The following is a 23,358-nucleotide window of genomic DNA, read 5'->3' on the forward strand; positions in this document are numbered from 1 at the left end:
CTAATAACCCGCAGTGGACGGTTTGATTCTATATAGAATGGCGAACATCACTGGTACTACTATTAGCGTTAGTACTGTAGCAAAGCCTAAGCCTGCCATGATGGTAATCGCCATCGAGCCGAAAAATGCATCGAATACCAAGGGAATCATGCCCAAGATAGTCGTTAGTGCTGCCATAGATACCGGTCGTACACGACTGATCGCGCTGTCGACAACCGCTAAATATGGGTCTTTACCTGTTTGTAGCTCACTGTTGATCTGGTCAAGCAGTACGATACCGTTCTTCAAAATCATGCCACTTAGACTCAATAGACCTAAGAACGCAGTGAAGCTAAATGGCATATTAGTGCCTAACAGACCAATCGAAACGCCAATGATAGAGAGTGGCACCGTAAACCAAATCACAAGTGGCTTACGAACCGAGTTGAACAGAAGCATAGTGATGATAAACATCAACAAATAACCCATTGGCAGTGAACCAAATAGAGATTCTTGTGCATCTTTTGAACTCTCGTACTCACCGCCCCAACTGATGCTGTAACCTTCTGGTAGAGCCAATGCTTCTACTTGTGGTTTTACGCGAGCAAACAAGCTAGCTGGTGTTTCATCACCCAATACATCGTGATCAGCCAGAACCGTTAACGTACGCTTTCTGTCACGACGTTGAATCAGTGGCTCAGACCATTGAAGCTCAACTCCATCGATCACTTGTTCTACAGGAATGTAGGTTTGCAGTGATGGGCTCCAGATCTTCACATTGTTCAGTGATTCAAAGTCAAAACGCTCTTCTTCAGGCAGGCGTGCCACGATAGGTAACATGTGCGTACCATCGCGCAGTAAACCGATGTTGTAGCCACCAAACGCCATCTGTAGTGTCTCAGACAGATCCGTCTTTGAAATACCAAGGCGACGTGCCTTTGATTCGTTAAACAGTGGCACGAGCTCTTTGGTGCGTTCACGCCAGTCGTGACGCACATTTCGAGAACCAGGATCCGCCAACAAGATATCTTCTACCTCAACAGCTATGCTGCGAAGGATCTGCGGGTCTGCACCGCTAATACGAGCTTCGATTTTTGACGCTGGCGACGGGCCAAACTCAATCAATTTAAATTGGAACGTAGGTTGTTCAAATTTATTGGCCAAGTCCTTGTCTAGCCCTTCTAGGACTTTAAACATGGTGTCTCGGTCAGTCGTTCGTACCTGCAGTTGACTGTACGCTTCGTAACTTTTCTCGGGTTGGTATGTCAGCGCAAAACGTTGCATGCCTTGGCCAACTGTTGTAGTTACAAACTCAACGTCATCTTGCTGGCGAATGTAGCTTTCAACTCTTTCTGTCTGCTTAATCGTTTCACGTACATCGGTACCTTCCGGCATCCACATATCGACGTAAAACATTGGCGTATTTGATGGCGGGAAGAACTGCTGCTTCACCATACCAAAACCAACCACAGAAACTGCTAATAGCGCGACCATACTTACTACGGTAAGCCACCTAAATCGAAGTGCTACTTTCAGACACGCGCCGAATACAACGAACAGAATACCTTTGTATGGGTCTTCGTTCTCATCGACCTTGTCTTCTTCTTTCAGCATCATTTCTGCAAGGAACGGAGTCAGCGTTAGCGCTGTAACCCAGCTCAAGAACAATGAAAAACACAAAACCCAGAACAGTGAGCCCATGAATTCACCTGTCGCGTCTTTCGACAAACCGATTGGTGCAAAGGCCGTGATAGCAATAATGGTCGCACCCAATAGTGGCCATTGTGTTTGTGTCACGATGTCTTTCGCTGCTTGAAGCTTGGTTTTGCCTTTCTTCAAGCCAACCAAAATACCTTCAACGACAACAATCGCGTTATCCACCAGCATACCCAATGCGATGATCAAAGCACCCAGTGAGATACGGTGCAGTTCGACATCGTTGTAGTCCATAAGAATGAACGTACCGAATACGGTCAATAGAAGCACTAGACCGATGATCAAACCACTGCGTAAACCCATTGCGAACAGCAGAACAATAATAACGATGGCTACCGCTTCAACTAGGCTGATTAAAAAGTCAGCCACTGATTTGTCTACTTCTTGCGCTTGGTTGTAGAAGTAGTTCAGTTCTACACCCGCTGGTTTAATACTTTCTAGGCGATCCAGTTCCGCATCCAATGCTTTACCTATTTCAACCACGTTTACGCCTGAAGAGAATGCAATACCTAGGTTAATCGCTGGTTTACCGTTGTAAGTTAATACATTGCCCGGTTTTTCTTGGATACCTCGAGTAACCTCAGCGACATCTTTCAAACGAATCAGGTTACCAGTGTCACGACCATGAATGATTAGGTTTTCTAGCTCTTCAACTGTGCTCAGCGTACCGTTAGGTTTGATCGTTAGGCTTTGGCCATTCAACATTACCTCGCCTGCCGATACCACACTGTTTTGTTGTGCTAACAGTGACGTTACCATCGACATATCTAAGTTCAGCGCTGCTAAACGCTCAAGTGACATCTCAACAAACAATTGCTCTTGTTGGTCACCCGCAATACTTACTTTGCCAACACCGTCAACCAATTCGATTTCACGCGTTAGGTAATCTGCGTACTGTTTTAGCTCGACATAATCGTAGCCATCACCGGTCAGCATGATCATCACACCAAATACGTCACCAAAATCATCAATGATCTGAACTGAGTTAACACCACTGGGTAGTGTTGGCTGTAGATCGTTGATTTTACGACGCATTTCATCCCAAATTTGGGGCAACTCGTCTGGACCGTAGTCCATCTTCATGCTGACCATAATTTGAGACATACCATTCGACGACGTTGAAGTAATCTTGTCGATATAAGGCAGCTGTCGTATCTCTTTTTCAAGTGGATACGTTAACTCTTCTTCAACTTCCATAGACGTAGCGCCGGGGTAAGTTGAAATAATCATTGCATCTTTAATGGTAAAAGCTGGGTCTTCTAAACGGGATAGGTTGCCAAAAGACGACACACCGCCAATGGCCAAAATGACTAGAAACAGCCAGCTGATTACTTTGTTTTTTATTGAATATTCTGCGATGTTCATTCTGCTTTTCCTGACAATTCGATTCCGTCACGGAGTTTTCTTAGATTCGAGTTTACGAGTCGATCACCTTGCTCAACACCATGAGCGATTAATGCGCCTTGGCCACTGATTTTGTCGACTTCTACTTCGCTTTTGAATGCTTGTCCGTCTTCCATTTTCCACACATAGAACTGATTAGCTTGAGAGCCCGCTTCTAGCGTTGTCATTGGTAACTGGTAACCTTGAACATCACTCAGACCCGCTTTCGCCATATCCACATTGACCGTAACGCTCGTACCCGGCAGAATTTCACTTTCAGGCTGCTGCATCTGCATCCAAAACTCGTAGGTACGTGATTGTGGGTGCAATTCGCTAGTGTGCTCTAGATACGTCAGAGGATATTCCCCCGAGTGACCTCCAAAAGTTGCTTGTGGGCGGTAACTGCTCGAACGCATGTCTGGGCTGATCGACGCCAAGATCGAATCTGACACTTGAATTCGCACATACACCTTATCGTTCTGGTACACACTCAGGAGTGTTTCTCCAGGAGTCGTGTTTTCGAATCGTTGCTTATCGACGGTTGAAACTGTTCCTGAGAATGGCGCTAAAAGCTCTGTGTAACTTAACTTGCGTTTTGCTGCCGCCAAATTCGCCGATGCTAGTTTGTAGTTGGCCGTAAGTTGGTCGTGTTCTGATTGCGATAACATCTTGTTGCTAAACATCTCCGTACCACGGGCCAACTGTTTGCTCGCCAGTTTGAATTGAGATTTAGCATCAGTTAGATCTTGAAGGTACGTTGCGTTATCTAAGATGGCTAATAACTGCCCTTTTTCGACTTTGTCACCGGCTTCCACCAATACTTGTTGAATTTCGCCTGCAAGCTTAAATGCCAACGGTGTAAGTTCTGCAGGCATCACCTGTCCATTAAAACTTCTGAACTGATCAGTCAGCGGCGCGCCAACGTCAAAGGTAGAAACCAATAAAGGCGGTTGTTCACGGTGTACAGCTTCATTGTTACAGGCTTGAAGTAACAAAACCGACGCGACAACAACTGATAATTTTAAAAGGTTCATTAAATACCCCCCTCGCGAAGCCAAGCTTTTACTTGCTGTCCGTCAGATAACACATCCACACCGGCTTCAACGATAAGATCACCAGAAGAAAGACCTTCTATAACTTTACCTTGCTCATCAAGCAGGACTTGTACTTTAGAAATCGATCGAGAGTCTGGGTTAAAGCGCCATAGCTCGCCATGGTCAGCTTGTTTGGTTAGCCAAGCTGAATCAACAATGCCAATACCGTAGTCTGACTTACTCTTCTGAACTTCAACTTGCGCTGTCATTCCAGAAAGTAGATTGATGCCTACCGGCTTGTCGATAGATACAACCGCTTGGTAGCTGTTGGTGTCTTCATCTGGTTGTGTAGAGATCTCTTTAAAACGCGTTGGGATACGAATACCGCGGTGGCTGTCCATCACAACCCACATGTTTGAGCTCGTTAGGTCTTGAACAGAACGGTCTTCAAGCTTAGATACCGGAATAGAGAACGTCACATCCATTTCACTGTGATTCAAAATATTAAGAACTGGCTGCTTTTCAGCAATTAACTGATATTGCTTACCAAACACCATCGATACCACGCCATCGAATGGAGCAACTAATGTGGTGTAACCAAGGTTTGTTTTTGCTTGTTCCAACTCAACGTCAGCGGCAGTAAAGGTGTTGACGGCTTGGTCGTAGTAATCGGTACTGACTAACTTTTTCGAATACAGCTCAGAAGCTTGCTTGTATTGGCTGTTCGCCAAGTCAAATTTAGCTTGAGCTGCATCAACGGCAATACGGTAATCCGTCGCGTCTAATGCGGCTAGCACCTGACCTTTCTTAACTTCTTGTCCCATACGAACATCAAAAACTTCGATATCACCACCCACTTGAAATGAAAGCGCAGCACGGTCGGTTGCATCCACTTTTGCGATAAAACTATCAAGCTCGATATCTGCCTGCAGAGGAATCTCAAATAACTTTACAGGCTTGATTACCTGCTCATTTTCCTCTGACTGAACTTTGTTACATCCAGTTAGAGAGCCTGCGAGCAATAGTGCGGCAATAAGCGCGCCCGTACGCTTGGTCGGTATCGCTTTGATAGACAAATTGGATTGCATGATGCTTCTCCATTTAATTATTATGATTTATTACACAGGTGGGCAGTATATTTATTATTAAAGAATTCTCAAGCTTTACTTTCCACCTGTGCAGTATTTTTTATTTCAAGGAAAACAGTGTAGAATGTGGTAATCAGGTAAATGTAGAAATGAAGATGACTGAAAAGAAACAAGGTAGAAGAAGCGCAAAAGACGCTGAAGAGACGAGATTTTTGATCATGGGTGTAGCTGCGGATATGTTCTGTGAGCATGGTTATGACAGTGTTTCTCTTCGTAACATCAGTGAGAAAGCAGGCGTATCTCATAGCCTTATTCGCCACCATTTTGGTAGCAAAGAGAAAATCTGGCATGCCATAAGTGATTGTTTACATGATTATTTTCAGTCATACATTGCTAAAATTGTAGAAGAGTTACCAAAAGGCGTCGCGCCAAACATTACTATCTATTTATTCAGTATGCGCCTCTTTAGCAACATGATTCACTCACGCAAACCGATGCAACTTATCACCGACTCTGTTCGCCAAAAAGACAACTTGGTCGATTACTTTATCGACAATGTTGGTGATATCGAAAAACAAATTAATATGTTGGCAGATGAATATAATGATGCGAATCCAGATAATTTGATCAACATTTATGAAATTAAATGGCAAATGATCATGTATGCGCACGGAGCGGTATGCCTTACTCCTTTCATGGAAAGCACATGGAATGAAGGCGACATGCAATCGACACCTGAAGAAGCATTGTTAAATCATTGGCAATTGTTCAACAAGCAAATGATCAATACGTTTAATATCAGTGATGAATGGGTATTGAATACGAGTTCGATTGAAGAGCTTATTTATGAAGTCCCTTGTGTGTGGAAATGTGAACACTAGCAAAACAAACACTAAAATCGCGGCTTCAAGTTTCATGCTTAATGCTTAGTGCTTAGTGCTTAGTGCTTAGTGCTTAGTGCTTAAAACGAAAACGAAAACGAAAATGCCCCGCTACTGAATATATCAGTAGCGGGGCATTTTTATGTCTGAGTGAGTCTGTTTATGTTTTAAACGATTCAACCAGTAGCAGGTTTAGCGACGCGCTTTACCGCGATTTTGGTGAATCTTAAGTTTCGCTTTCATCTTACGTTTTTCTGATGAACGACTTTTACTGCGACCACCTCGATCGGGGGCTAGATCTTTTTCTAGGCTTGGTTCAAAGCCCTCTAACCACTCTTGAGGCAAGCGAGTATCAAGTAAGCGTTCAATGTCACCCAGAAGATAAGCTTCATCCTGGCTCATCAAAGAGATCGCTAAACCACTGTTGCCAGCACGGCCAGTACGACCAATACGGTGAACGTAGTCTTCCGCTTTAAATGGCATATCGTAATTCACAACTTGTTCTAGCTGCTGGATATCAATACCTCGAGCTGCCACGTCGGTTGCAATTAACGCGCGTACTTTGCCTGATTTGAAATCATCCAGTGCTTTTTGGCGCGCACCTTGGCTCTTATCACCATTGATTGATGCCGCTTTAATGCCATCTAGCTTAAGCTCTTTAACTAGAGCATCGGTACCCTGCTTAGTCTTAGTGAACACCAACACTTGTTGCCAGTTCTTTGAGCCAATCAAATAAGCCAATAATTCACTCTTGCGCGATTTATCAACGGGATAAACCATCTGGGTAACGGTGTCAGCGGTGCTGTTTTTTGGCGTCACTTGAATTTCGCTTGGCGACTGCATCATTCGATGTGCCAGAGCTTTAATTTTGTTATCAAACGTCGCAGAGAAGAACAGAGTCTGTCGCACCTCATTCATACGAGAAAGAATGCGTTTGATATCAGGCATGAAACCCATGTCTAGCATGCGGTCTGCTTCATCCAGTACCAACACTTCAGTGTGGCTCAACATGATGTTCTTAGTGAACATATGGTCGATAAGACGGCCCGGAGTCGCGACAAGAATATCAGCTCCCCCGCGTAGGTTTTCAGTTTGAACCTTCATACTAACGCCGCCGTAAGCCACCACGACTTTGATGTCGGTGCCCTTTGCGTAGCTGGTTACGTTATCGAAAACCTGTTGCGCTAGTTCACGTGTTGGTACCAACACAAGCGCACGAACTAGCTTCGGGTTTGGAATAACGTTGTCTTTTGTCTCGATTAATCTTTGGATAATTGGTAAACCAAATGCGGCCGTTTTACCTGTACCCGTTTGAGCACCAGCCAATACATCTTTGCCTTCTAATACCAATGGAATCGCTTGCTCTTGAACACTGGTAGGAGCCGTAAAGTTAAGCTCTGATAGCGTAGCAAGAAGATGCTCAGATAATCCTAGTTGGTTAAAAGATTTTGTAGATTCAGACATAGTATGATGCTCAAAGATTAAATAGGCGCGGATTGTAGCAAACCTGCATTACGCTGTTTACCTTTCCTTTTGATTTTTCTTCATTTGAAGCGAATTAAACTGCTTCGCTTCTTCTAAAACACTAGGATAAAGCTCATAAAAGTGACACTGCAACGTGTTGTAGTGATACTCTAGGTCGTGATAGCAAGATTTAAGCATCCCAAGCTTTGGCCGTCTCAAAGCCATGCGTTGCAATACCACCTCAATAGAAGACATGTCTTGATAACTTAGCAACCAACGTTGTTCTGCCATTTTCTGGTGAACAGTAATGAAGTGCTCAGGCCAATGAGGCTCTTGGTGTTCAAAGATCTGTTGATGGCTGTCTACGCAAAAGCGCTCAAGTGATTGCGTTGAGAACTGAGCCCAATGATTGGCTAAGCAGTGATCCCAAAATACATCGAGTGCGATAGGTGCAAAGCGTCGTGTTTGGTATGAGAAAAGCGATTTTGCAGAACGAGATACATCATGATGATCAGTATAACTATCAACGAATCGATGAAGTCTTATTCCGTCTGAAAGTGAGTTTGAATAGTATTTACTAGGGTCGCCTTTAACGAAGTCACCTAACAGATTACCCGCTAAGTTACTTTTACAATGCTTGGCGATGTGGAGGTGTGCGAGAAAGTTCATTGAACCTCATTAAAGTATCGAGAACTAAGTAACATGGTAAACGTGCTCGTTTATCTTCGCGAACTTTAATGAGGATAGTTTTGTTATGACGTGTGAGCGAATGAGATTTGCTCAGTTTAAGAATTGTTTAATTTGAGAACGTTGAACTACAGAAACCTTTAGCTCAGTAAAACCTAATTAAAGATCTTAAAAACTTAGTTCGAAGACTTAAAAAGCTCTTCTGCTAATTGTTTAACCGTCTGTTCATAGTCAGATAAATCGATACCAATTTCCATAGCATCTAACAACTCTAGACTTTCGTCATTATAAGATTGGTCACTCATAGTGCCCCCTCTATTCCTTGGTGTGGACATGTTGTCCGATTAACTAGTGCACCATCTTGGACTTATATTATGTCACTTTGATGAACGCACTCTACTCTACCCATTCCATATTTATAGCTTGAAGCTACTCGCGATCATTAGCGCTTGTTTACGCTAAAGGGGCATACGCGAACGACATATGTACTGCCACCTTACACCAATTACAACAAATTACCCTATAAATTTTGATGCAAATCACACTCAAACGTTTGCTTAAGCATTTTTAGTTCCTTACGCACCAACCACTGTACATATTAATATACAGTGGATATTTTTAATTACATCAAACATTGCATTTGGAATTAAACTCAATCAAGATACTTGAAAATCGAGATATTCTTTGGGTTTATTCTCTTAGACCAGAAGAAATACAACGAAAACCCACCCTAACGTAAAGAATTATATACAATGAATAAATCAAAGGTTTTTGGCAGTACTTTGATCATTGCAGGCACAACCATTGGTGCCGGCATGCTCGCTCTTCCACTCGCATCTGCAGGAATTGGCTTTTCAACTTCACTATTTCTAATGCTTGGCTTATGGGCTCTCATGGCCTTCACCGCATTATTAATGGTAGAGCTTCATCAATTCGCTGAATCGGACGCAACTCTACACACGTTAGCTCACACGATTTTGGGAACGAAAGGAAAGTGGATCGCAAGCTTCGCCGTGATGTTTCTTTTCTACGCTTTGTGTGCCGCATACATTGCAGGTGGCGGTGCGCAGTTTAACCAACGTATCTCGGATATCGCAGGGATTGAACTCAATGGCCAAGTCACTACACTCCTATTTACACTGTTAGTTGCGGGAGTTGTGACGATTGGTACACACAGTGTTGATAAAGTTAACCGCGTTTTATTCGGACTTAAACTGATTGCGATGGTACTGGTACTCAGTTTCCTTGCACCAAACATCACCTCTCAATACCTAATGAGCATGCCTTTGCATCAAGGCCTGATTGTTGCTGCGATACCGGTTGTGTTTACCTCTTTTGGTTTCCACGGCAGCATCCCTTCAATTGTTCGATACCTGGATGGTGACGTTCGCTCTTTACGTAAGGTCATGATTATTGGCTCTGCACTGCCTTTGGTCATCTATGTTTTCTGGCAGAGTGTTACGTTGGGTGTGGTTAGCCAAGAGCAATTATTGTCTGATACTAGCTTGGGTGCGCTTCTAATCTCACTATCGCAAACTGTTCATCAATCAAACTTAAGCTTGATCGTGGGTGTATTTGCTGACCTTGCACTTCTTACTTCTTTTATTGGCGTGAGCTTGGGGTTATTTGAATTCATGGGGGACTCTCTAAGCAAGAAACTAGGCAATGCCAAACGCGTTAAGACGGCCGCTATCACTTTTTTACCACCATTAGGTTTTGCCTTGTTCTACCCACAAGGTTTTATCATGGCTTTGGGTTACGCTGCCATTGCACTTTCAGTGCTCGCAATTCTGCTGCCGACAGTAATGGTATACAAAGTTCGTTACACAGATTTAATAGTAAAACCTCACGCTACAGAATCAACTTACCAAGTGTTAGGTGGAAGCAAAGCGCTGTTTTTAGCGGGTAGCGTTGGCGTGTTTATCATTGCAATTCAAATCCTTATTTCAGTAGGGTTATTACCATCATTAGGCTAATAAACCCATCGAGAGCAAAAATACTTGATTGATGTCTCATGAACGATATATTGCTATCATTAACTTTCATAATTAGTCGATCGAAATCACATTTTTATTGAGGTCGGTTATTTAGAGTCCACGGTAAAGGATTTACCGTGGAGTTTTTATGAAAGAAGTACAATTTAGAACGATAGACAAACTGTTTATTAAAATGTCTATTAACGACAAGTTTTGGGTCATTTTCTTGATCTTTTTTGCCGCTGTGGCAAGCCTCGCTGGCCTCAACTACGTCAACAATATGGAACAAATTGACGCGAGTGCAAAACAGCAGGTTGAATATCAGTTGCAAGGCATTTTATCAGCGTCAGATTCCCCAGCTTCGGTTCGTTCTATTAGCCAACAAACACGCCTTCAAGAAACCACTATTTCAAACACGGGTTCGGTGACTGCTACGGCACTGGCACAAGATGGCAACTACTACTCTCTTACCGTTTCAACTACTGATACACAGAACCAAAAGCAGCAAGCTCTGTACACATTATTACTCAGTCTTTTATGGTGTTTGCCTTTTGGTCTTTTCTGTTACTGGGTTGCAACCTTCCTAGGTGGCGCACTTTGGGTTCTTTACTCAACCACTCAAAAGATTGGTGATGGTGATTTAACATCTCGCCTTGGCTTCCATCCGGGCCGAGATGAGTTTGGTACGATTGGTTGCGCCCTTGACCGTTCAATGGATACGCTAAGTGAACTAGTCAATAACGTAAACCAAAACGCAGCGACACTGAGTGAAACGTCAGCTTCTTTCGAAAAAGAGATGAAGCGCAGTGAAACACAGATTATGAGCCAGAATTCATCTCTAGACTCTGTTGCAACGGCAATGGATCAAATGACGGCATCAGCGAATGAAGTATCTAATATCTCTGCGCGCTCTACAGAGCAAGCAGAGCAAGATGCTCAACAAATCAATGATAGCCATGCTATGGTTCAGCAAGCAATCTCAGAGATAACCACCCTTTCTTCTTTGATTGAGCAAACCTCGTCTTCTGTTACGAGCTTGAATGTAAATACAAGCCAAATCAACGAAGTCATCACCACGATCAACGCAATTTCAGAGCAAACCAACTTACTTGCGCTAAATGCCGCGATTGAAGCAGCTCGTGCGGGTGAACAAGGTCGTGGTTTCGCCGTTGTTGCTGATGAAGTGAGAACGCTTGCTAGCAGAACTCAATCCGCTACAGTTGAGATCCAAACGATGATTGAACGCTTACAGCAAGAGAGTCAAAATATTGCTAAGATCACGGTGCAAACGGTAGATCAAGCGCAAACCAGTAGCCAACTCATTTCACATATCGGTGATGACGTAAACTCGATTGCAGATTCCGCACAAGCGCTAATTGACATGAGTCTACAAATAGCAACGTCAGCTGATGAACAAAGCAACGTAGCGAATACCATCGCTGCTGAGCTTAATGATATACGAGGCCAATCAGACGTAATCAAAGATGTCGCTCAAAACTCTTCAAAGGGCGTATCTAAGCTGACTGAAGCATCGGTTTCTCTGTCTCAAACTTTGGCAAGATACCGCACTTAGCACTTGGCAAATAACTATCAACTATCAACTATTTGCACTTAATGCTTAATGCTCAGAATTAAGAACAAACCTAAGAAGGACTCATATAGAGTCCTTTTTTATTGGTGCTGATTAATAACTATGGTAAAACCATACTCCTCAGTTATTAACATGAAGTAAGTCGCAAAGGAGGGATTAAGAGGAGCCAAAACTGTCTAATAATCGAGCTTAGGGGTAATCTATTTGAACGGGTCTTATTTTCGCTTACCCTTTTGCTGCAGGTGACACATAATGAATAAAACAGATGCACCATACACCGACGACATCACATGCCCTTTATGCCAACATGACGAATATCTACTTTCAGAAAGTGGAGAGAAGTTCACTTGTGCTGCATGTGGTTTCCACACAACACAATTAAGCAAAGTAGTCAGCCTTCAATTAGGCTTTACCCCACCAAAGCTCCAGAGTGCGGTATACCACCACTTGAGCAGCGCTTGCCATTAATCCAAATCGATATTTCTTCCAAACTGTAAATATCCTGAGCCGCTAGCTCTGCTATGTCGGCTTCGGTATTATCACTCAATGAACCTTCAAACGTTGGTCGCAATCTAAAAGATTGAATACCCGCACGAACCCCTGCTTCAATGCCTTTCACCGTGTCATCAACATAAATACATTCGTTTGGTAAAAAGCCCATATTCATTGCGGTATACATGATCAGGTCGGGCTCCGGTTTCCAGCTATTGGCATCAAAAGCTGAAAATACTTTGCCTTTGAAGTCGTCGAGCATTCCTGTCATTGCCAATGAGGATTCAACTCGATATTTAGGCGCATTGGAAGCGATACAAAACTCAATGTCTTGTTGCTTGAGGAATTCAATAAGCTCAATAGCACCATCCATCGGCTTTAAATGGCGTTGGAACAAGGCTTCTAATTCAGTGCGATAAAGCGGCTCGAGTGTATCGATGGAGATAGATAGCCCTAAACGTGCTTGCGTATCCATTAAGATGTCAGCTAGCTTCCCACCTTGAAAGTGCACATAGCAGTCATTAACGCTTAACTTAGCCCCAAAGCCAGAAAACACATTCACTAAGGCTTGGCAACACAGCTTCTCGCTATCGATGAGTGTTCCATCACAATCGAAAATTACACATTTAGTTTGTTCTAACCGCATAGCTCTCTCACTCGCATTGAATTCAAGTTTTATCCTATAGTGTTCTTTCAATACGCGTGATGATTAAGGTAACACTTTACCTATCGCCCCTTATTTCTCTACGCGAAATATGCAGTGGATCACTTTATGCTTAACCATAAGCAACAGCACTCATTAAATTAATATACTTTGAGCGTCACCAATCACGACTTTATTTGCCAATAAACCGTTAATTCACGGCCAATTCTTCAATAACAATAGGTTTATCCGTTAATTCAATGCGACATTCAGCGGTGATGGTATCTGGATACGAATCACGGATAGCAACAAACTCGGGTAAGTGGCTCAGTAGTAACTGAGTAAGCTCAGGGTCGAACTGACAGCCGCATTCTCTCTCGAACAAATCGATAACCATCTCTAATGGCCACGGCTCTTTGTAACAACGGGCACTGAGTAGTGCATCAAACACATCCGCGACGGCCGTAATACGGGCAAACAAGTGAATTTCGTCACCCACTTTGCCATTAGGATATCCAGCCCCATCCCAACGTTCATGATGCTCGTTGGCAATGATAGCAGCCAGATTGGTAATATCACCGGCTCCACTCTTCAGTAAGTTATAGCCTGCCGTTGTGTGAAGCTTCATCACTTCCCACTCTTGCTCGGTCAATTTACCTGGTTTATCCAAGATTGATTCTGGGACTGAAATCTTACCCACATCATGCATCGGACTGATGATCTCTATCATCTCGACCTCGCGATGGCTCAAGCCACGATACTTAGCAAGCAACGCAGACAACTTGGCGACACGTTTAACGTGATTACCGGTTTCGCCAGAGCGAGTTTCAATCGCCTCTCCGAGAACATGAATCATATCTTTTTGAATATTCAGTGTTTGTTTCTGGAGTTTTAAGATTCGTTTGCTCTTTTTAGCCAGTTCTTTCTTTTGGCGTAGAGTGACAAATTGCATCAAAATAATCAGGCTCAAACCTGCAATGACCATCGACAATCCCAATAGCAACTGAAAGTTTTTACGAATAAAGGATGAAGGCTCATTAATGAATACAGCCTCATCAGGTAGCGCACTCTCACGGATACCGAAATTTGTCATCGCTGGATAATTGAAAACAAAACGTTTGTTCTCACCTGGAGTTAAAGGTTCGTCGAAACCAAGAGGTAGGTACTTATCGAGCGCCTTAACCGTCTCTTCACCCATGCTTTGAGAGTGATTCACATAGCCACCAAGTACATCTCCCGAAATATAGAACTGCCACAAAGCAAACACTGGAGCAGCACTTGCTTTAGACAAAGTATCCGAAACCTCTTGATAAGTATGATACACGCCTCGATTCAATTCGGTATTGTAATGACTGAGCAAAACCGCGTCATCAGCAGAGATACCTTCCAAAAACTGACGGGTACGCACTAACGATAAATCGCGTATTTCAACCAATGTGATATTAGGGAACTCAGTCATCACGCGATTCATCTCTTTGCGAATTAACTCAGAAGTGACACTGTAATCATTGATGAAATACAGTATTTTTAGGTTAGGTCTTAACTTCGAAATTAGATCAATATTGACGTCTATCTGATCGTTCTCATAAAGCACGGTTGCTCTATCAGACACCGAATACATGTCGGTACTGAAATCGTTAATACCGGCAGCAACGACAGGTGTGGAGCGATCGATCAAACTAGGCAGAGATTCAAGGAAGTTAGCCGCGTTGTCGTCAGTCGCGATTACACCATCAAACTTATAATCTGCATATTTGGTACGTAAGTAGTTTGCGATAGAATCGTAGTACTCAGGGCTATGGACGCGCTTTGAATCCAAATACTCGATTGAGAGTTTAACTTCGGCTTGAGATTGGCTGAACGCACTGTCTATCCCTTTTTGGAAGTCAGCGGTCCACTGATAAGAAGGTTCGTATGAGTGTAAAACTAGGATGCGTTTGATATCCCAGTCATTAGCAAAACTGAGTGAAGAATAAGCGCTAACACACAATACAGCGATTGAGAACAATAGCTTGTACATACAATACCCTTTAAATAAGACGGGGTATTTTACTTAGATTAACGCTTTCTCAAAGAACCTTTAGTTCTCGACCCACACTTTATCGCGAGAAGCATGATCTTGTGCCCAAAAATCAAGGATCTGCTTAGCAAAAGCGTTGATACTTTGACCACTTCCAACCACAACGTCTGAGATTAGCAGAGAATCCTCCGCTTCTGTAACGATAGCGCTCGCTGCTACATCACCATTTTGAGTCCCTATGTATAAGACATGTTCGTCAGATAACATAATCTGACTCAAAAACTCTAACATGTACGCCCTTTCGGTTTCATCTTGGTAAGCGCTGGCTTGGTTAAGTGAAAAAAGTACGGTCAGTTTATGGAAGTCGACTTTATGCAGTTCATCAATTTGGGAAGGTGTTTGATCTTGGGTGAGGAGTTGGTATGTCTTGGACGGGAGTTTGCTTTGATAAAGTTCTCGGCCTAGCAGGCTCTCTTTTGCGGGGTAGGCAATATCGAGTTGACTAAACAGCCATTGGTTTTTCTTCTGTACAATTTCAGGTATTTCGTTATTCATTCTTTTAGTACCTACGGTTAGTATCCCCAAATGTCACAGCTATTTGGAAGACATATATTCGACTGAGGTGCCGAGCTACAAGCACAGAGCATACAGAGCATGACCAAGGCCAACAAGTACTTTAAATGCTTCATATTTTCCATTATCCAACAACATCCTTTAAGAACTTAACGAAAAGCTCTACACTCGTATTCAAGCTTTCAATATCCTTATAGTAAACAGAACTCTATAAATAAAAAGGACTTCTTATGAAAAAAGCCTTAATAGCAGCGGGTATCATCACAATGTTGGCTGGCTGTTCGGACAACGAGGTTGGCGACGTCTCTCTTGGATTCTTCACAATGAAGGATGTGTACTTATTTACACAACCATTATACATCTTTGTCTCAGATTGAACAAAGATAGTAAAATCATAACAAAAAGACACCATATAACAGGGAGTTACCAATGAAAAAGATATTAATGGCGGTCTGTATTACAACCGTACTTTCAGGCTGTTCTGATAATGAAGTAGGTAGTGTTGATTTAGGGATTTTTTCATTAAAAGATATTTCATTAAGAAATTTGAATGATGACAAAATATCAGGTGTAACTTGTCATATCGCTTCTGTTGAAGCTGACTTCTCTCTTGCTGATCCGAGTGATAGTTCTATCTCTTGTCGTCAGACTGGTGAAATTACACCTGAAATGATCGCCACAATTGATAAATCAAAATCAGGTGAAGTGGTTTTTAAACAATCCAAGAGCATTTTTTTCAAAACAATGAAAGTTAGACGTATCTATGATTCAGAGAACCAAACCCTACTCTATCTCTCATACACCACTAAAGAGACAGACAGTAGCTTTAAACATAGTTTATCTACTGTTCCATTATGGGGAACGAAAGCCTACATTAATCCAAGTGTAGTACCAATGAAAAATGCCGCTAATTAAGCGGCATATGACTTCTAGCTCTTCTCTTGAGATGGAAGCTTCATATCAATAAGAATGTGATATATCGCTACACGTTGCGGTCCACGGTTTCGATACTCTAAAGCTGCCACTAAGTGTTTAGTAGTTGCTTCAGAAAGGACTTCCAGTGTGTGATCATCTGGACGGTCAAAATCATAGTAGTCTTTAGCTTCAACGTGCTCGATATAATCATCAACAGAGGCACGAAAATCATTCTTAAAGTAACAGTACGACACAAGAAACATTGGTGACAAACCTATCAGGTCATACTTATTGAGTTTGTCATAATGAGAGTCAATTGTTGAAGTAGAAACAGAGTTAAGGTTTAACCCTTCAAACAATGCCAGTTGTTCATTTGTTTGATCCATAATCACACCGTCAGCAGAGCCTGAAGTTTTAGGTTTTTTGGTATTGTCCTTTGGACTAGATTCCCCTATAAACTTTTGCTCATCTATTGAAATACCGAAACGGTTCAATCTGGCATTGAAGATAGATACAATCCAAGAATTGATAAGGTTTTCGTCATTTCTTTCAATCTCAACTTCTAGGTTTTTTGCTCTTGACCGTATAACTTTTGCACAAGCCAAAACTTCTTCATATAGAAATTTATCTTTATCTAACTTTGTCGATGGAATAATTTCTGATAAATCGTTAACTGGTGCAACTCGGATTTCATTAAAAATTGTTCTCAATTCATCATTATCCTTTCGCCCAATCATAAACTGATACTTAAGCTTCTCACTCATTGACTCATCAAACCTATTCAAAATTGATTTATCAATATTTTCCACCTCTTTATTGAACTCTTCATCTAAACTATCTAGCCCGTGATAAAGTTTATAGTTATCAACAAACTGTTTAGCTTTGTTATCATTTCCATTTTTTTGAAGGGAACGACAGTAAGTTATTGCAATGGGCTTGTATGATTTTTCGACAATATCTAATAACTCACATAATTGTTCTACTTTTGTATATTGTTCTGACAGAAATATTGCTGATAAGTAATCAGCTTTGTTGCCAAGCGAGAGATTTTCAAAGTTGAAATCAACAATAGAGTCCTCATAATCCTTGATTACTAATTTAAACTCTTCACTGGTTGAAGATTTTGACTCTAACCATTTGATATTAGTTATGAAATGGAGATGAGGGAAAATTGTATTAGGATGCGATTCTTTCAAATATTCAAAAATTTTCGTTGCTCTTTCGGGGTCTTGGCTAAAAATTATCAGCCCTATAATATAGCTTTTAAATAATTTCGCTTCTTTTTCCCATGATTTTGTCTTATGGTGATTTTTTATATCCGAGTTTGGTTCTGGGTATTCAGCGTCATTCACTGACTTTTCTTTTTGATCAGGTAACAACTCTGAATTTAAAATAGTAACCAATGCAAGCTTATATTCTAAAATATCCCATTGAAACATCATCACTCTGACTTCAATGTTATCTTTCCAATGGTGAAATTCAAAAAAATGGTGAGCCTGAGATAACGCAATTTTTGCTAGGTCAAGATTGTTGGTCATTATTGCTGAGTTATAGGATGATTCAATATTAGTAATACTTGTCTCTCCAGATTCAGTATAGCTCTTACTACTTATTAGATTTTGTATATACCTATTCCTACTTTCAGATTGAGCATTCTCTAGAAGAATAAGCATAGACGACAACGGAGCTATGTTAGAAATATTATCAAGCAACCGTTCAAAGTCAGCATCTCGGTAATAATGAAAGTTCTTCGAAATAGCAACTAACAGGCAATACTCTTCTTTAAATGTACTCTTATACTTATCATAAACTAGAGGATAACGGACATCCTCACTTTCAAACCCAAACTCAGTAATCAGATAGATAATGTTTGAAATAAGTACATCCCTTGAACCACCTTGAACTTTCACGAGATTATTAAGGATCTGCAAATAGTTAGAAATGCTATTCGAAAACTGAATCTTGTTTTCAAAATTATCATCGCTTAATTTGTTGTGTAGCTCTCTCTTTTTAGGTTGTAGCTCAAGAAAGTCATTACAGAATTGTTCAGATAGACAACCCCAAGGTAAGGTATCGTAAAATAAATCCTTCTCGAAGGAGTACCCATTAGTATTTGAACTTTTTTCAAAGTATTCTCTGTATCTATTTAGAATTAAATTGTTCAATTCAACGTGAATTTGGCCTACATCATTGTATCGCTTGTTTTTTGAAAAACATTTCAACAAATTAAAAATCAGATACAGTTCCGATTGGTTTCTTATCAGGTTAGGTGATGTGATATTTAAGTATTCAACACAATATTTGATTACCTTTTCAGCATCCGAAGGTTTTAATTGATTGAATATCTCATCAAAAAGATTATGATCTATATCATATGTATCAAGCTCTTTTATGTGTGAATCTTTAATTAAATCACATAAGAAAATCGCCAATTTATTTACGCTATTGTTATTTAATGTTGTAGCAATACAAGATTCTGCAACTAATGATATGATATGTCCTATGATTATAATATCACGCTCAACATGTAGCCTGTACTTGTTAGTTATATTTCTTTTGATTAGTTTATAACCATATTTAAAGAAGCTTGGGCTAGAAAGTAAATATAAAGCATAATTATTATTTGTTGTGTGAACACAATATAACAAGAAAAACTTTAATAATGGGTTGTCATTTATATTTAACAGGAGTTCATTTAACAAATCATCGACGTAAACATCAGAGTAGTTCACGTATACCTTATCTGAAGCTAATTGTATTATTGCATTGTGATTTATACTACGTATGAATTTGTAATAATAAGAATTAGCTCGCATTGGCAAAATATCTTTTTCTAGTTCATAGCTACTACTTTGTATTGAATCATAGTAGTTGATAAGTTCGACCAAAGTTAGCTTTTCTGACTCTCCTTCTTTATCAATTGTTTTAAATACATTTCCAATAAAATTTCTTTTCGTTTCTTCTAGAGTAATAAACTCTGAAATTGAACATCTAAGCAAGAATGAATTTGATGTACATTCTTTTATTAAAATTTCAAAGTTATCAGAATCATATCTATCATATAGCTTTATTTGGGGAAATTTAATCAAATCAGGAAAAATTGAATCTAGTGAGAAAAAATGTTTAATTTGATTTTTGTTACATTCTGATTCCAAGAATAACTTCCAAAAGTATTGATTAAGTAGTTGTTCTTCACCCCATCCGTCGCCTTGAACATCTACAAAAAAATACTCTCCGACTGTAGTCAAGTTAACTTTATGTTCGGTAAATTTGTACTCATATTCACCAACGATCTCATAAAGATCGCTTCTTTTTATCTTTAACTTAAGTGGTTCTAAATTCGAAAGTTCTGAATCACCTGTAAGTATTTGTTTAATATTTTCTAAAAAACGTAGCACTGGTACTATCGAACCGTCAACATCTAAAAAGTCTGGTAGGTTTCTGGTCGTTAGATTAAGCCAGTCATTTTCAAAGAATATCAACCCCAACTTTTCTAGAACTGCAAATTCAAACTCCGTCTCAGCGATTGAAACATAAACCCCTTGTTCATCAGCCCACCTCTCTTTCCCAGAATGAAGGTCACTTATGAGGTTGCGATTCAAAGCGCTTCCATTCAGCTCTAACTTCCAAAGAATTTCTGCTAGGTATTCAGCTTCTTGGTGTTTTCGGTAGTTCAACGATTCACGTTGTGGTTGTCGGCAATCAGAAGACGGAATAAGTAACTCATTAATCTCACTTAGCCGTAAAGGTAGCTTTTGAATAATCACAAATTAAGCCTTTTAAAAGTGAAGAAACCATATCTAAACTATGATACTTCTAGTTCTACTTTATGTCATTGATTCGTCTTGTTTTATAGGCAATTTATCTGTTATCGATAATTATAAAAATTTTCACCACGTCAATAATTAAATATTAAGTGATTTGCATATTTTTTTGTTCTAAAATATGGTTGAATATGTATCTTATTTCGTAGGAGTTTAGCTATGTTGAGTAGCACTCAAAGAATGGGAGTTCGTTTTTGTCTTAATGACAATGGGGTTTTGATAGACTCAAAGGAAAGCAATAACTTAACAGGTCATTGTCGTGTTTGCGGTAAGAGCGTCCAACGAGAGAAGAGTTTTCAACTATTTCAACATTCAGGTAAACAATGCGACCACCTAGTTCTATCCGAAATCTGTGAACGTTTAACCCATTTAATCTCAGATCAACAGCGACTAACCATACCAATTGACTACACTTGCACCAGCAGTCTTAGTGTAGATGTAACACACTGCACCCTATTAATCGACACAGACACCAGACCTCTGATCGAGTTAACACTGCAAGATAATCAGGCGATCTATCTTACAATAGCGTTAGAAGACTGCGTAGTTGACCAAAACCAGATTCTAGCACTCAGAAAACGTTTCGATAGTGTGATTGAGCTGAATCTTAGCGGTCTTACAGTCCCGTCTACCGACTTTACATCTTATCTTAGCGACAAGGTTTTAGATGACCAACTTCACAAACGTTGTACTTGGCTTTCATTCAACCCTCTTCACTCTCTAACCAGAAATATCGCATCAATTGAACAATCCTCGATTGAGGACAAACAGCAACAAGCTTTAAGTGAACTTGACCAGGTAAATGAAAGAATCGAAGTTGCTAGCTATACACTGGAACAAATAAATCGTGACATTGTAAAAACACAAACAACCTTAACCCATTATCAAAACCAGACAGACAAGTATGACTTAAGTAAAAACATACACGATTTGAAAAAACAAGAAAGTGAACTAGTTGCAAAGATCTCAACATTTAAACGGCAAAGAAGCGAATTATTGAGTGGTAACTCGACATCGGGACTCAACAGAAAAGTTGAGCAGTTGCGTGCTGCCTATTCTTCTGGGAAGTATCACCTCAAACAACAAGAGTTTGAAAAAAATAGCTTAGAAACACAGATTGAACATCTAAAGGTTCAGAAATCTAATTTTGATAAAGAAATTGATAATGCTAAATGGTTAAGACGTGTACTTGAAAAGTTTGACTGTAGCTTTGGCGATTTAGAACAAGAACTAACTCAAATTGTCGAGCTATCTGAGTCTTATGACCAATATCAAAACAAGTACAGACTAGCAGAGCACAACCTCAACGAGCTTGAATTCAATGTGGAGAGAAAACAAGAAGAACTTGATGAAGCAAAGAAAGGTGTTGAATTTTACAAAGCTCAAAAATTTAAGTTATTCAAAGAAAATCAAGGGCTCCAAAAGCTCGTTGAAAGTGGTGATGTTTAATGACTACAATTTTTAAAAAACGTTTGATTACTGAGATTTACGATCCTCAGACTCATGATGTTATTTGGGTTTCTGACCAACTTGATTCAATAGAAGAAGGTGATTTTTTCAAGAAAAGAAGTCTTATTGAAGACGGACTACGAACTTACTTGTGTGCAGTCTGTTTTCAGCCTGTCGTACTCCGTTCAAATCAAGCTCGCACCATAGATCACTATAAGCATAAACACCAAAACGCTGAGTGTCCTCTCCAAGAAAAAGATTCAGTGCTAAAGCAAGAACAAATCCTTGCTATGAAATTCAATGGACAAAAAGAGGGAAAAGCTCATAGAGAATCTAAAGAGTTCATTCACGAAGCTATTGAAAATGATCGACTACAGAGATTCACTGATTGTGAGGTAGAGGCAACGTTTAGAGACTCTACTGATGAGCCAACGCAGATAATGAGTAAAGAGTGGCGTATACCTGACGTCTCTTCTTACTATAACGATGAGGGACGAACAATACGTGTCGTGTTTGAATTACAAATGAGTACAACGTTTATCAGTGTCATTGCCGCTCGTGAGCACTTCTATCAACGAAACAACACTTTCGTGATATGGGTACTATTAGATTTTGACGGAAAACGCTTCACCGACTTGGATATTGCCTACCGAAATAGAGCCAACGTTTTTGTACTAAACCGAGAAGCAAAAGATAAGACTAAAGAAACTGGTGAGTTATGGTTTGATGTTCATTGGAGAGAGCCATTCATCGAGGCTCAAGAGCTTAACTACGAATGGAAAAACGAACTCGTCCCGTTTTCTAAACTCACATTCCACGACTACTATCTTAAAGCCTATTACAAAGATGTAGAAATAATGGAGGGAGAACTGAAATCTCAGTTAACAATCTCTAAGCGAAAAGAAAACCCTAACTTTTGCATTAGTTGTAAAGCGTCAACGCAAACACTCATATTAGACAGTAAGAAGAGGTGCGGAATTTGCTTATCTATAAAATAGAGTTTTGACTTCGAATGTGTATCAAACTTCAGACGTAATTAGGTAATTTTATTGTCGTGATATCTAAAAATACCAAGTAAAACAAATCTAATAAACAACTAATAAATATATGAATATTTATTAGTTGTCACTTGGTAAGATTTTTTTTACATATAAGGATATCAAAATGTCTTCTTTAGATGATGATAAAATCGCAGGTGTGACTTGTCATATCGCTTCAATCGAAGCAAACCTTAGCCTTTCCGATCCAAGCGATAGCTCTATTTCTTGTCGTCAAACCGGTGAAATTACATCAGAAATGATTGCTAAAATAGACAAAAGCAAATCTGGTGAAGTGGTGTTCAAACAATCAAAAAGTATCTTCTTTAAAACAATGAAGGTTCGTCGTATCTACGATGCAGAGAATCAATCGCTGCTTTACTTGTCATACACCACCAAAGAAACAGAAGGCAGTTTCAAGCATAGCCTTTCAACCGTTCCCCTATGGGGTACTGAGGCTTACGTTGATCCAGCAACACTCCTCCCAGCGGAATAGGCTCACGTAAATGCCCTCAAGCGAAAAGTAAAACGAGTCACCTGTACAGACATCGGTAAGCGTGTCATGAACACCGCATTCTAATCTTTCAGCACGAAGAATAAGATCAT

Annotated in this window: 17 protein-coding genes and 1 pseudogene; 8 read left to right on the forward strand and 10 right to left on the reverse strand. The window is 40.3% G+C overall.

Features of this window, described 5'->3' with window-relative positions; translation table 11 throughout:
* Genes AB6D07_RS09885 through AB6D07_RS09895 form a run of 3 tightly spaced genes read right to left on the reverse strand, consistent with a single transcriptional unit; the run spans window position 1 to window position 5,200 of the window.
* Window positions 1-3,060, reverse strand: a complete 3,060-nt coding sequence (locus tag AB6D07_RS09885) for an efflux RND transporter permease subunit (protein ID WP_017102157.1) — start codon at window positions 3,058-3,060, stop codon at window positions 1-3.
* Window positions 3,057-4,112 carry an efflux RND transporter periplasmic adaptor subunit gene (locus tag AB6D07_RS09890; RefSeq protein WP_017102158.1) on the reverse strand — a complete coding sequence of 352 codons (1,056 nt, stop codon included), beginning with the start codon at window positions 4,110-4,112 and terminating at the stop codon, window positions 3,057-3,059. Before AB6D07_RS09890 ends, AB6D07_RS09885 begins: the two co-directional genes overlap by 4 nt.
* Window positions 4,112-5,200: an efflux RND transporter periplasmic adaptor subunit gene (locus AB6D07_RS09895; protein ID WP_017102159.1), complete on the reverse strand. Its 1,089-nt coding sequence runs from the start codon at window positions 5,198-5,200 to the stop codon at window positions 4,112-4,114. Before AB6D07_RS09895 ends, AB6D07_RS09890 begins: the two co-directional genes overlap by 1 nt.
* 149 nt (window positions 5,201-5,349) lie before the next feature.
* On the opposite strand from AB6D07_RS09895, the gene AB6D07_RS09900 reads away from it, so the two are divergent.
* Window positions 5,350-6,081: a TetR/AcrR family transcriptional regulator gene (locus AB6D07_RS09900; RefSeq protein WP_017102160.1), complete on the forward strand. Its 732-nt coding sequence runs from the start codon at window positions 5,350-5,352 to the stop codon at window positions 6,079-6,081.
* A gap of 192 nt (window positions 6,082-6,273) precedes the next feature.
* On the opposite strand, the gene AB6D07_RS09905 is transcribed toward AB6D07_RS09900, so the two are convergent.
* From AB6D07_RS09905 to AB6D07_RS09915, 3 genes are all read right to left on the reverse strand, one after another.
* Window positions 6,274-7,545 carry a DEAD/DEAH box helicase gene (locus AB6D07_RS09905; protein WP_012600681.1) on the reverse strand — a complete coding sequence of 424 codons (1,272 nt, stop codon included), beginning with the start codon at window positions 7,543-7,545 and terminating at the stop codon, window positions 6,274-6,276.
* Between the two features lie 57 nt (window positions 7,546-7,602).
* Complete coding sequence (locus tag AB6D07_RS09910) at window positions 7,603-8,214, reverse strand: ACP phosphodiesterase (RefSeq protein WP_017102161.1); 612 nt, start codon at window positions 8,212-8,214, stop codon at window positions 7,603-7,605.
* A gap of 194 nt (window positions 8,215-8,408) precedes the next feature.
* A complete protein-coding gene (locus AB6D07_RS09915; RefSeq protein ID WP_017059831.1) occupies window positions 8,409-8,537 on the reverse strand; it encodes a hypothetical protein in 129 nt (42 codons plus the stop codon).
* 447 nt (window positions 8,538-8,984) lie between these two features.
* On the opposite strand from AB6D07_RS09915, the gene AB6D07_RS09920 reads away from it, so the two are divergent.
* Complete coding sequence (locus tag AB6D07_RS09920; protein ID WP_017102162.1) at window positions 8,985-10,208, forward strand: aromatic amino acid transport family protein; 1,224 nt, start codon at window positions 8,985-8,987, stop codon at window positions 10,206-10,208.
* 148 nt (window positions 10,209-10,356) lie between these two features.
* The gene (locus AB6D07_RS09925; RefSeq protein ID WP_017100523.1) at window positions 10,357-11,781 is read left to right on the forward strand and encodes a methyl-accepting chemotaxis protein; all 1,425 of its coding nucleotides are present in this window, start codon (window positions 10,357-10,359) and stop codon (window positions 11,779-11,781) included.
* 427 nt (window positions 11,782-12,208) lie between these two features.
* Here AB6D07_RS09925 and AB6D07_RS09930 read toward each other — a convergent pair whose 3' ends face one another.
* The 3 genes from AB6D07_RS09930 to AB6D07_RS09940 form a co-directional block, all read right to left on the reverse strand.
* On the reverse strand, window positions 12,209-12,937 hold the full coding sequence (locus tag AB6D07_RS09930) for an HAD-IA family hydrolase (RefSeq protein ID WP_029222776.1): 729 nt from the start codon (window positions 12,935-12,937) through the stop codon (window positions 12,209-12,211).
* A gap of 208 nt (window positions 12,938-13,145) precedes the next feature.
* Window positions 13,146-14,954, reverse strand: coding sequence for an HD domain-containing phosphohydrolase (locus AB6D07_RS09935; protein ID WP_017097955.1), 1,809 nt, complete (start codon window positions 14,952-14,954; stop codon window positions 13,146-13,148).
* 60 nt (window positions 14,955-15,014) lie between these two features.
* Complete coding sequence (locus tag AB6D07_RS09940) at window positions 15,015-15,509, reverse strand: hypothetical protein (RefSeq protein ID WP_029222777.1); 495 nt, start codon at window positions 15,507-15,509, stop codon at window positions 15,015-15,017.
* Between the two features lie 248 nt (window positions 15,510-15,757).
* Between AB6D07_RS09940 and AB6D07_RS09945 the strand changes: the two genes are divergently transcribed.
* Entirely contained in the window at window positions 15,758-15,904 is a 147-nt protein-coding gene (locus tag AB6D07_RS09945; protein ID WP_372091309.1) for a lipoprotein, read from the forward strand.
* A gap of 52 nt (window positions 15,905-15,956) precedes the next feature.
* Window positions 15,957-16,442 carry a CreA family protein gene (locus tag AB6D07_RS09950; RefSeq protein ID WP_372091311.1) on the forward strand — a complete coding sequence of 162 codons (486 nt, stop codon included), beginning with the start codon at window positions 15,957-15,959 and terminating at the stop codon, window positions 16,440-16,442.
* Window positions 16,443-16,456: 14 nt separating this feature from the next.
* Here the strand turns inward: AB6D07_RS09950 and AB6D07_RS09955 are convergent, their stop codons facing one another.
* Complete coding sequence (locus AB6D07_RS09955) at window positions 16,457-20,209, reverse strand: hypothetical protein (protein WP_372091312.1); 3,753 nt, start codon at window positions 20,207-20,209, stop codon at window positions 16,457-16,459.
* 216 nt (window positions 20,210-20,425) lie between these two features.
* On the opposite strand from AB6D07_RS09955, the gene AB6D07_RS09960 reads away from it, so the two are divergent.
* The 3 genes and pseudogenes from AB6D07_RS09960 to AB6D07_RS09970 all read left to right on the forward strand — a co-directional run.
* Complete coding sequence (locus tag AB6D07_RS09960; protein WP_372091313.1) at window positions 20,426-21,715, forward strand: hypothetical protein; 1,290 nt, start codon at window positions 20,426-20,428, stop codon at window positions 21,713-21,715.
* Window positions 21,715-22,713 (forward strand): DUF6035 family protein, encoded by a 999-nt coding sequence (locus AB6D07_RS09965; protein WP_372091315.1) that lies wholly within the window; start codon window positions 21,715-21,717, stop codon window positions 22,711-22,713. Before AB6D07_RS09960 ends, AB6D07_RS09965 begins: the two co-directional genes overlap by 1 nt.
* A 124-nt stretch (window positions 22,714-22,837) precedes the next feature.
* Window positions 22,838-23,248: pseudogene (locus tag AB6D07_RS09970) on the forward strand (CreA family protein); the annotation flags it as partial.
* Between the last annotated feature and the right edge of the window lie 110 nt (window positions 23,249-23,358).

It is taken from the genome of Vibrio sp. 10N.239.312.C11 (assembly GCF_041466065.1).
Lineage (GTDB): Bacteria > Pseudomonadota > Gammaproteobacteria > Enterobacterales > Vibrionaceae > Vibrio > Vibrio tasmaniensis_A.

Coding starts and splice junctions, on each gene's coding strand:
- AB6D07_RS09885 (WP_017102157.1), bottom strand. CDS start 3,060: ATGAACATCGCAGAATATTCAATAAAAAACAAAGTAATCAGCTGGCTG.
- AB6D07_RS09890 (WP_017102158.1), bottom strand. CDS start 4,112: ATGAACCTTTTAAAATTATCAGTTGTTGTCGCGTCGGTTTTGTTACTT.
- AB6D07_RS09895 (WP_017102159.1), bottom strand. CDS start 5,200: ATGCAATCCAATTTGTCTATCAAAGCGATACCGACCAAGCGTACGGGC.
- AB6D07_RS09900 (WP_017102160.1), top strand. CDS start 5,350: ATGAAGATGACTGAAAAGAAACAAGGTAGAAGAAGCGCAAAAGACGCT.
- AB6D07_RS09905 (WP_012600681.1), bottom strand. CDS start 7,545: ATGTCTGAATCTACAAAATCTTTTAACCAACTAGGATTATCTGAGCAT.
- AB6D07_RS09910 (WP_017102161.1), bottom strand. CDS start 8,214: ATGAACTTTCTCGCACACCTCCACATCGCCAAGCATTGTAAAAGTAAC.
- AB6D07_RS09915 (WP_017059831.1), bottom strand. CDS start 8,537: ATGAGTGACCAATCTTATAATGACGAAAGTCTAGAGTTGTTAGATGCT.
- AB6D07_RS09920 (WP_017102162.1), top strand. CDS start 8,985: ATGAATAAATCAAAGGTTTTTGGCAGTACTTTGATCATTGCAGGCACA.
- AB6D07_RS09925 (WP_017100523.1), top strand. CDS start 10,357: ATGAAAGAAGTACAATTTAGAACGATAGACAAACTGTTTATTAAAATG.
- AB6D07_RS09930 (WP_029222776.1), bottom strand. CDS start 12,937: ATGCGGTTAGAACAAACTAAATGTGTAATTTTCGATTGTGATGGAACA.
- AB6D07_RS09935 (WP_017097955.1), bottom strand. CDS start 14,954: ATGTACAAGCTATTGTTCTCAATCGCTGTATTGTGTGTTAGCGCTTAT.
- AB6D07_RS09940 (WP_029222777.1), bottom strand. CDS start 15,509: ATGAATAACGAAATACCTGAAATTGTACAGAAGAAAAACCAATGGCTG.
- AB6D07_RS09945 (WP_372091309.1), top strand. CDS start 15,758: ATGAAAAAAGCCTTAATAGCAGCGGGTATCATCACAATGTTGGCTGGC.
- AB6D07_RS09950 (WP_372091311.1), top strand. CDS start 15,957: ATGAAAAAGATATTAATGGCGGTCTGTATTACAACCGTACTTTCAGGC.
- AB6D07_RS09960 (WP_372091313.1), top strand. CDS start 20,426: ATGTTGAGTAGCACTCAAAGAATGGGAGTTCGTTTTTGTCTTAATGAC.
- AB6D07_RS09965 (WP_372091315.1), top strand. CDS start 21,715: ATGACTACAATTTTTAAAAAACGTTTGATTACTGAGATTTACGATCCT.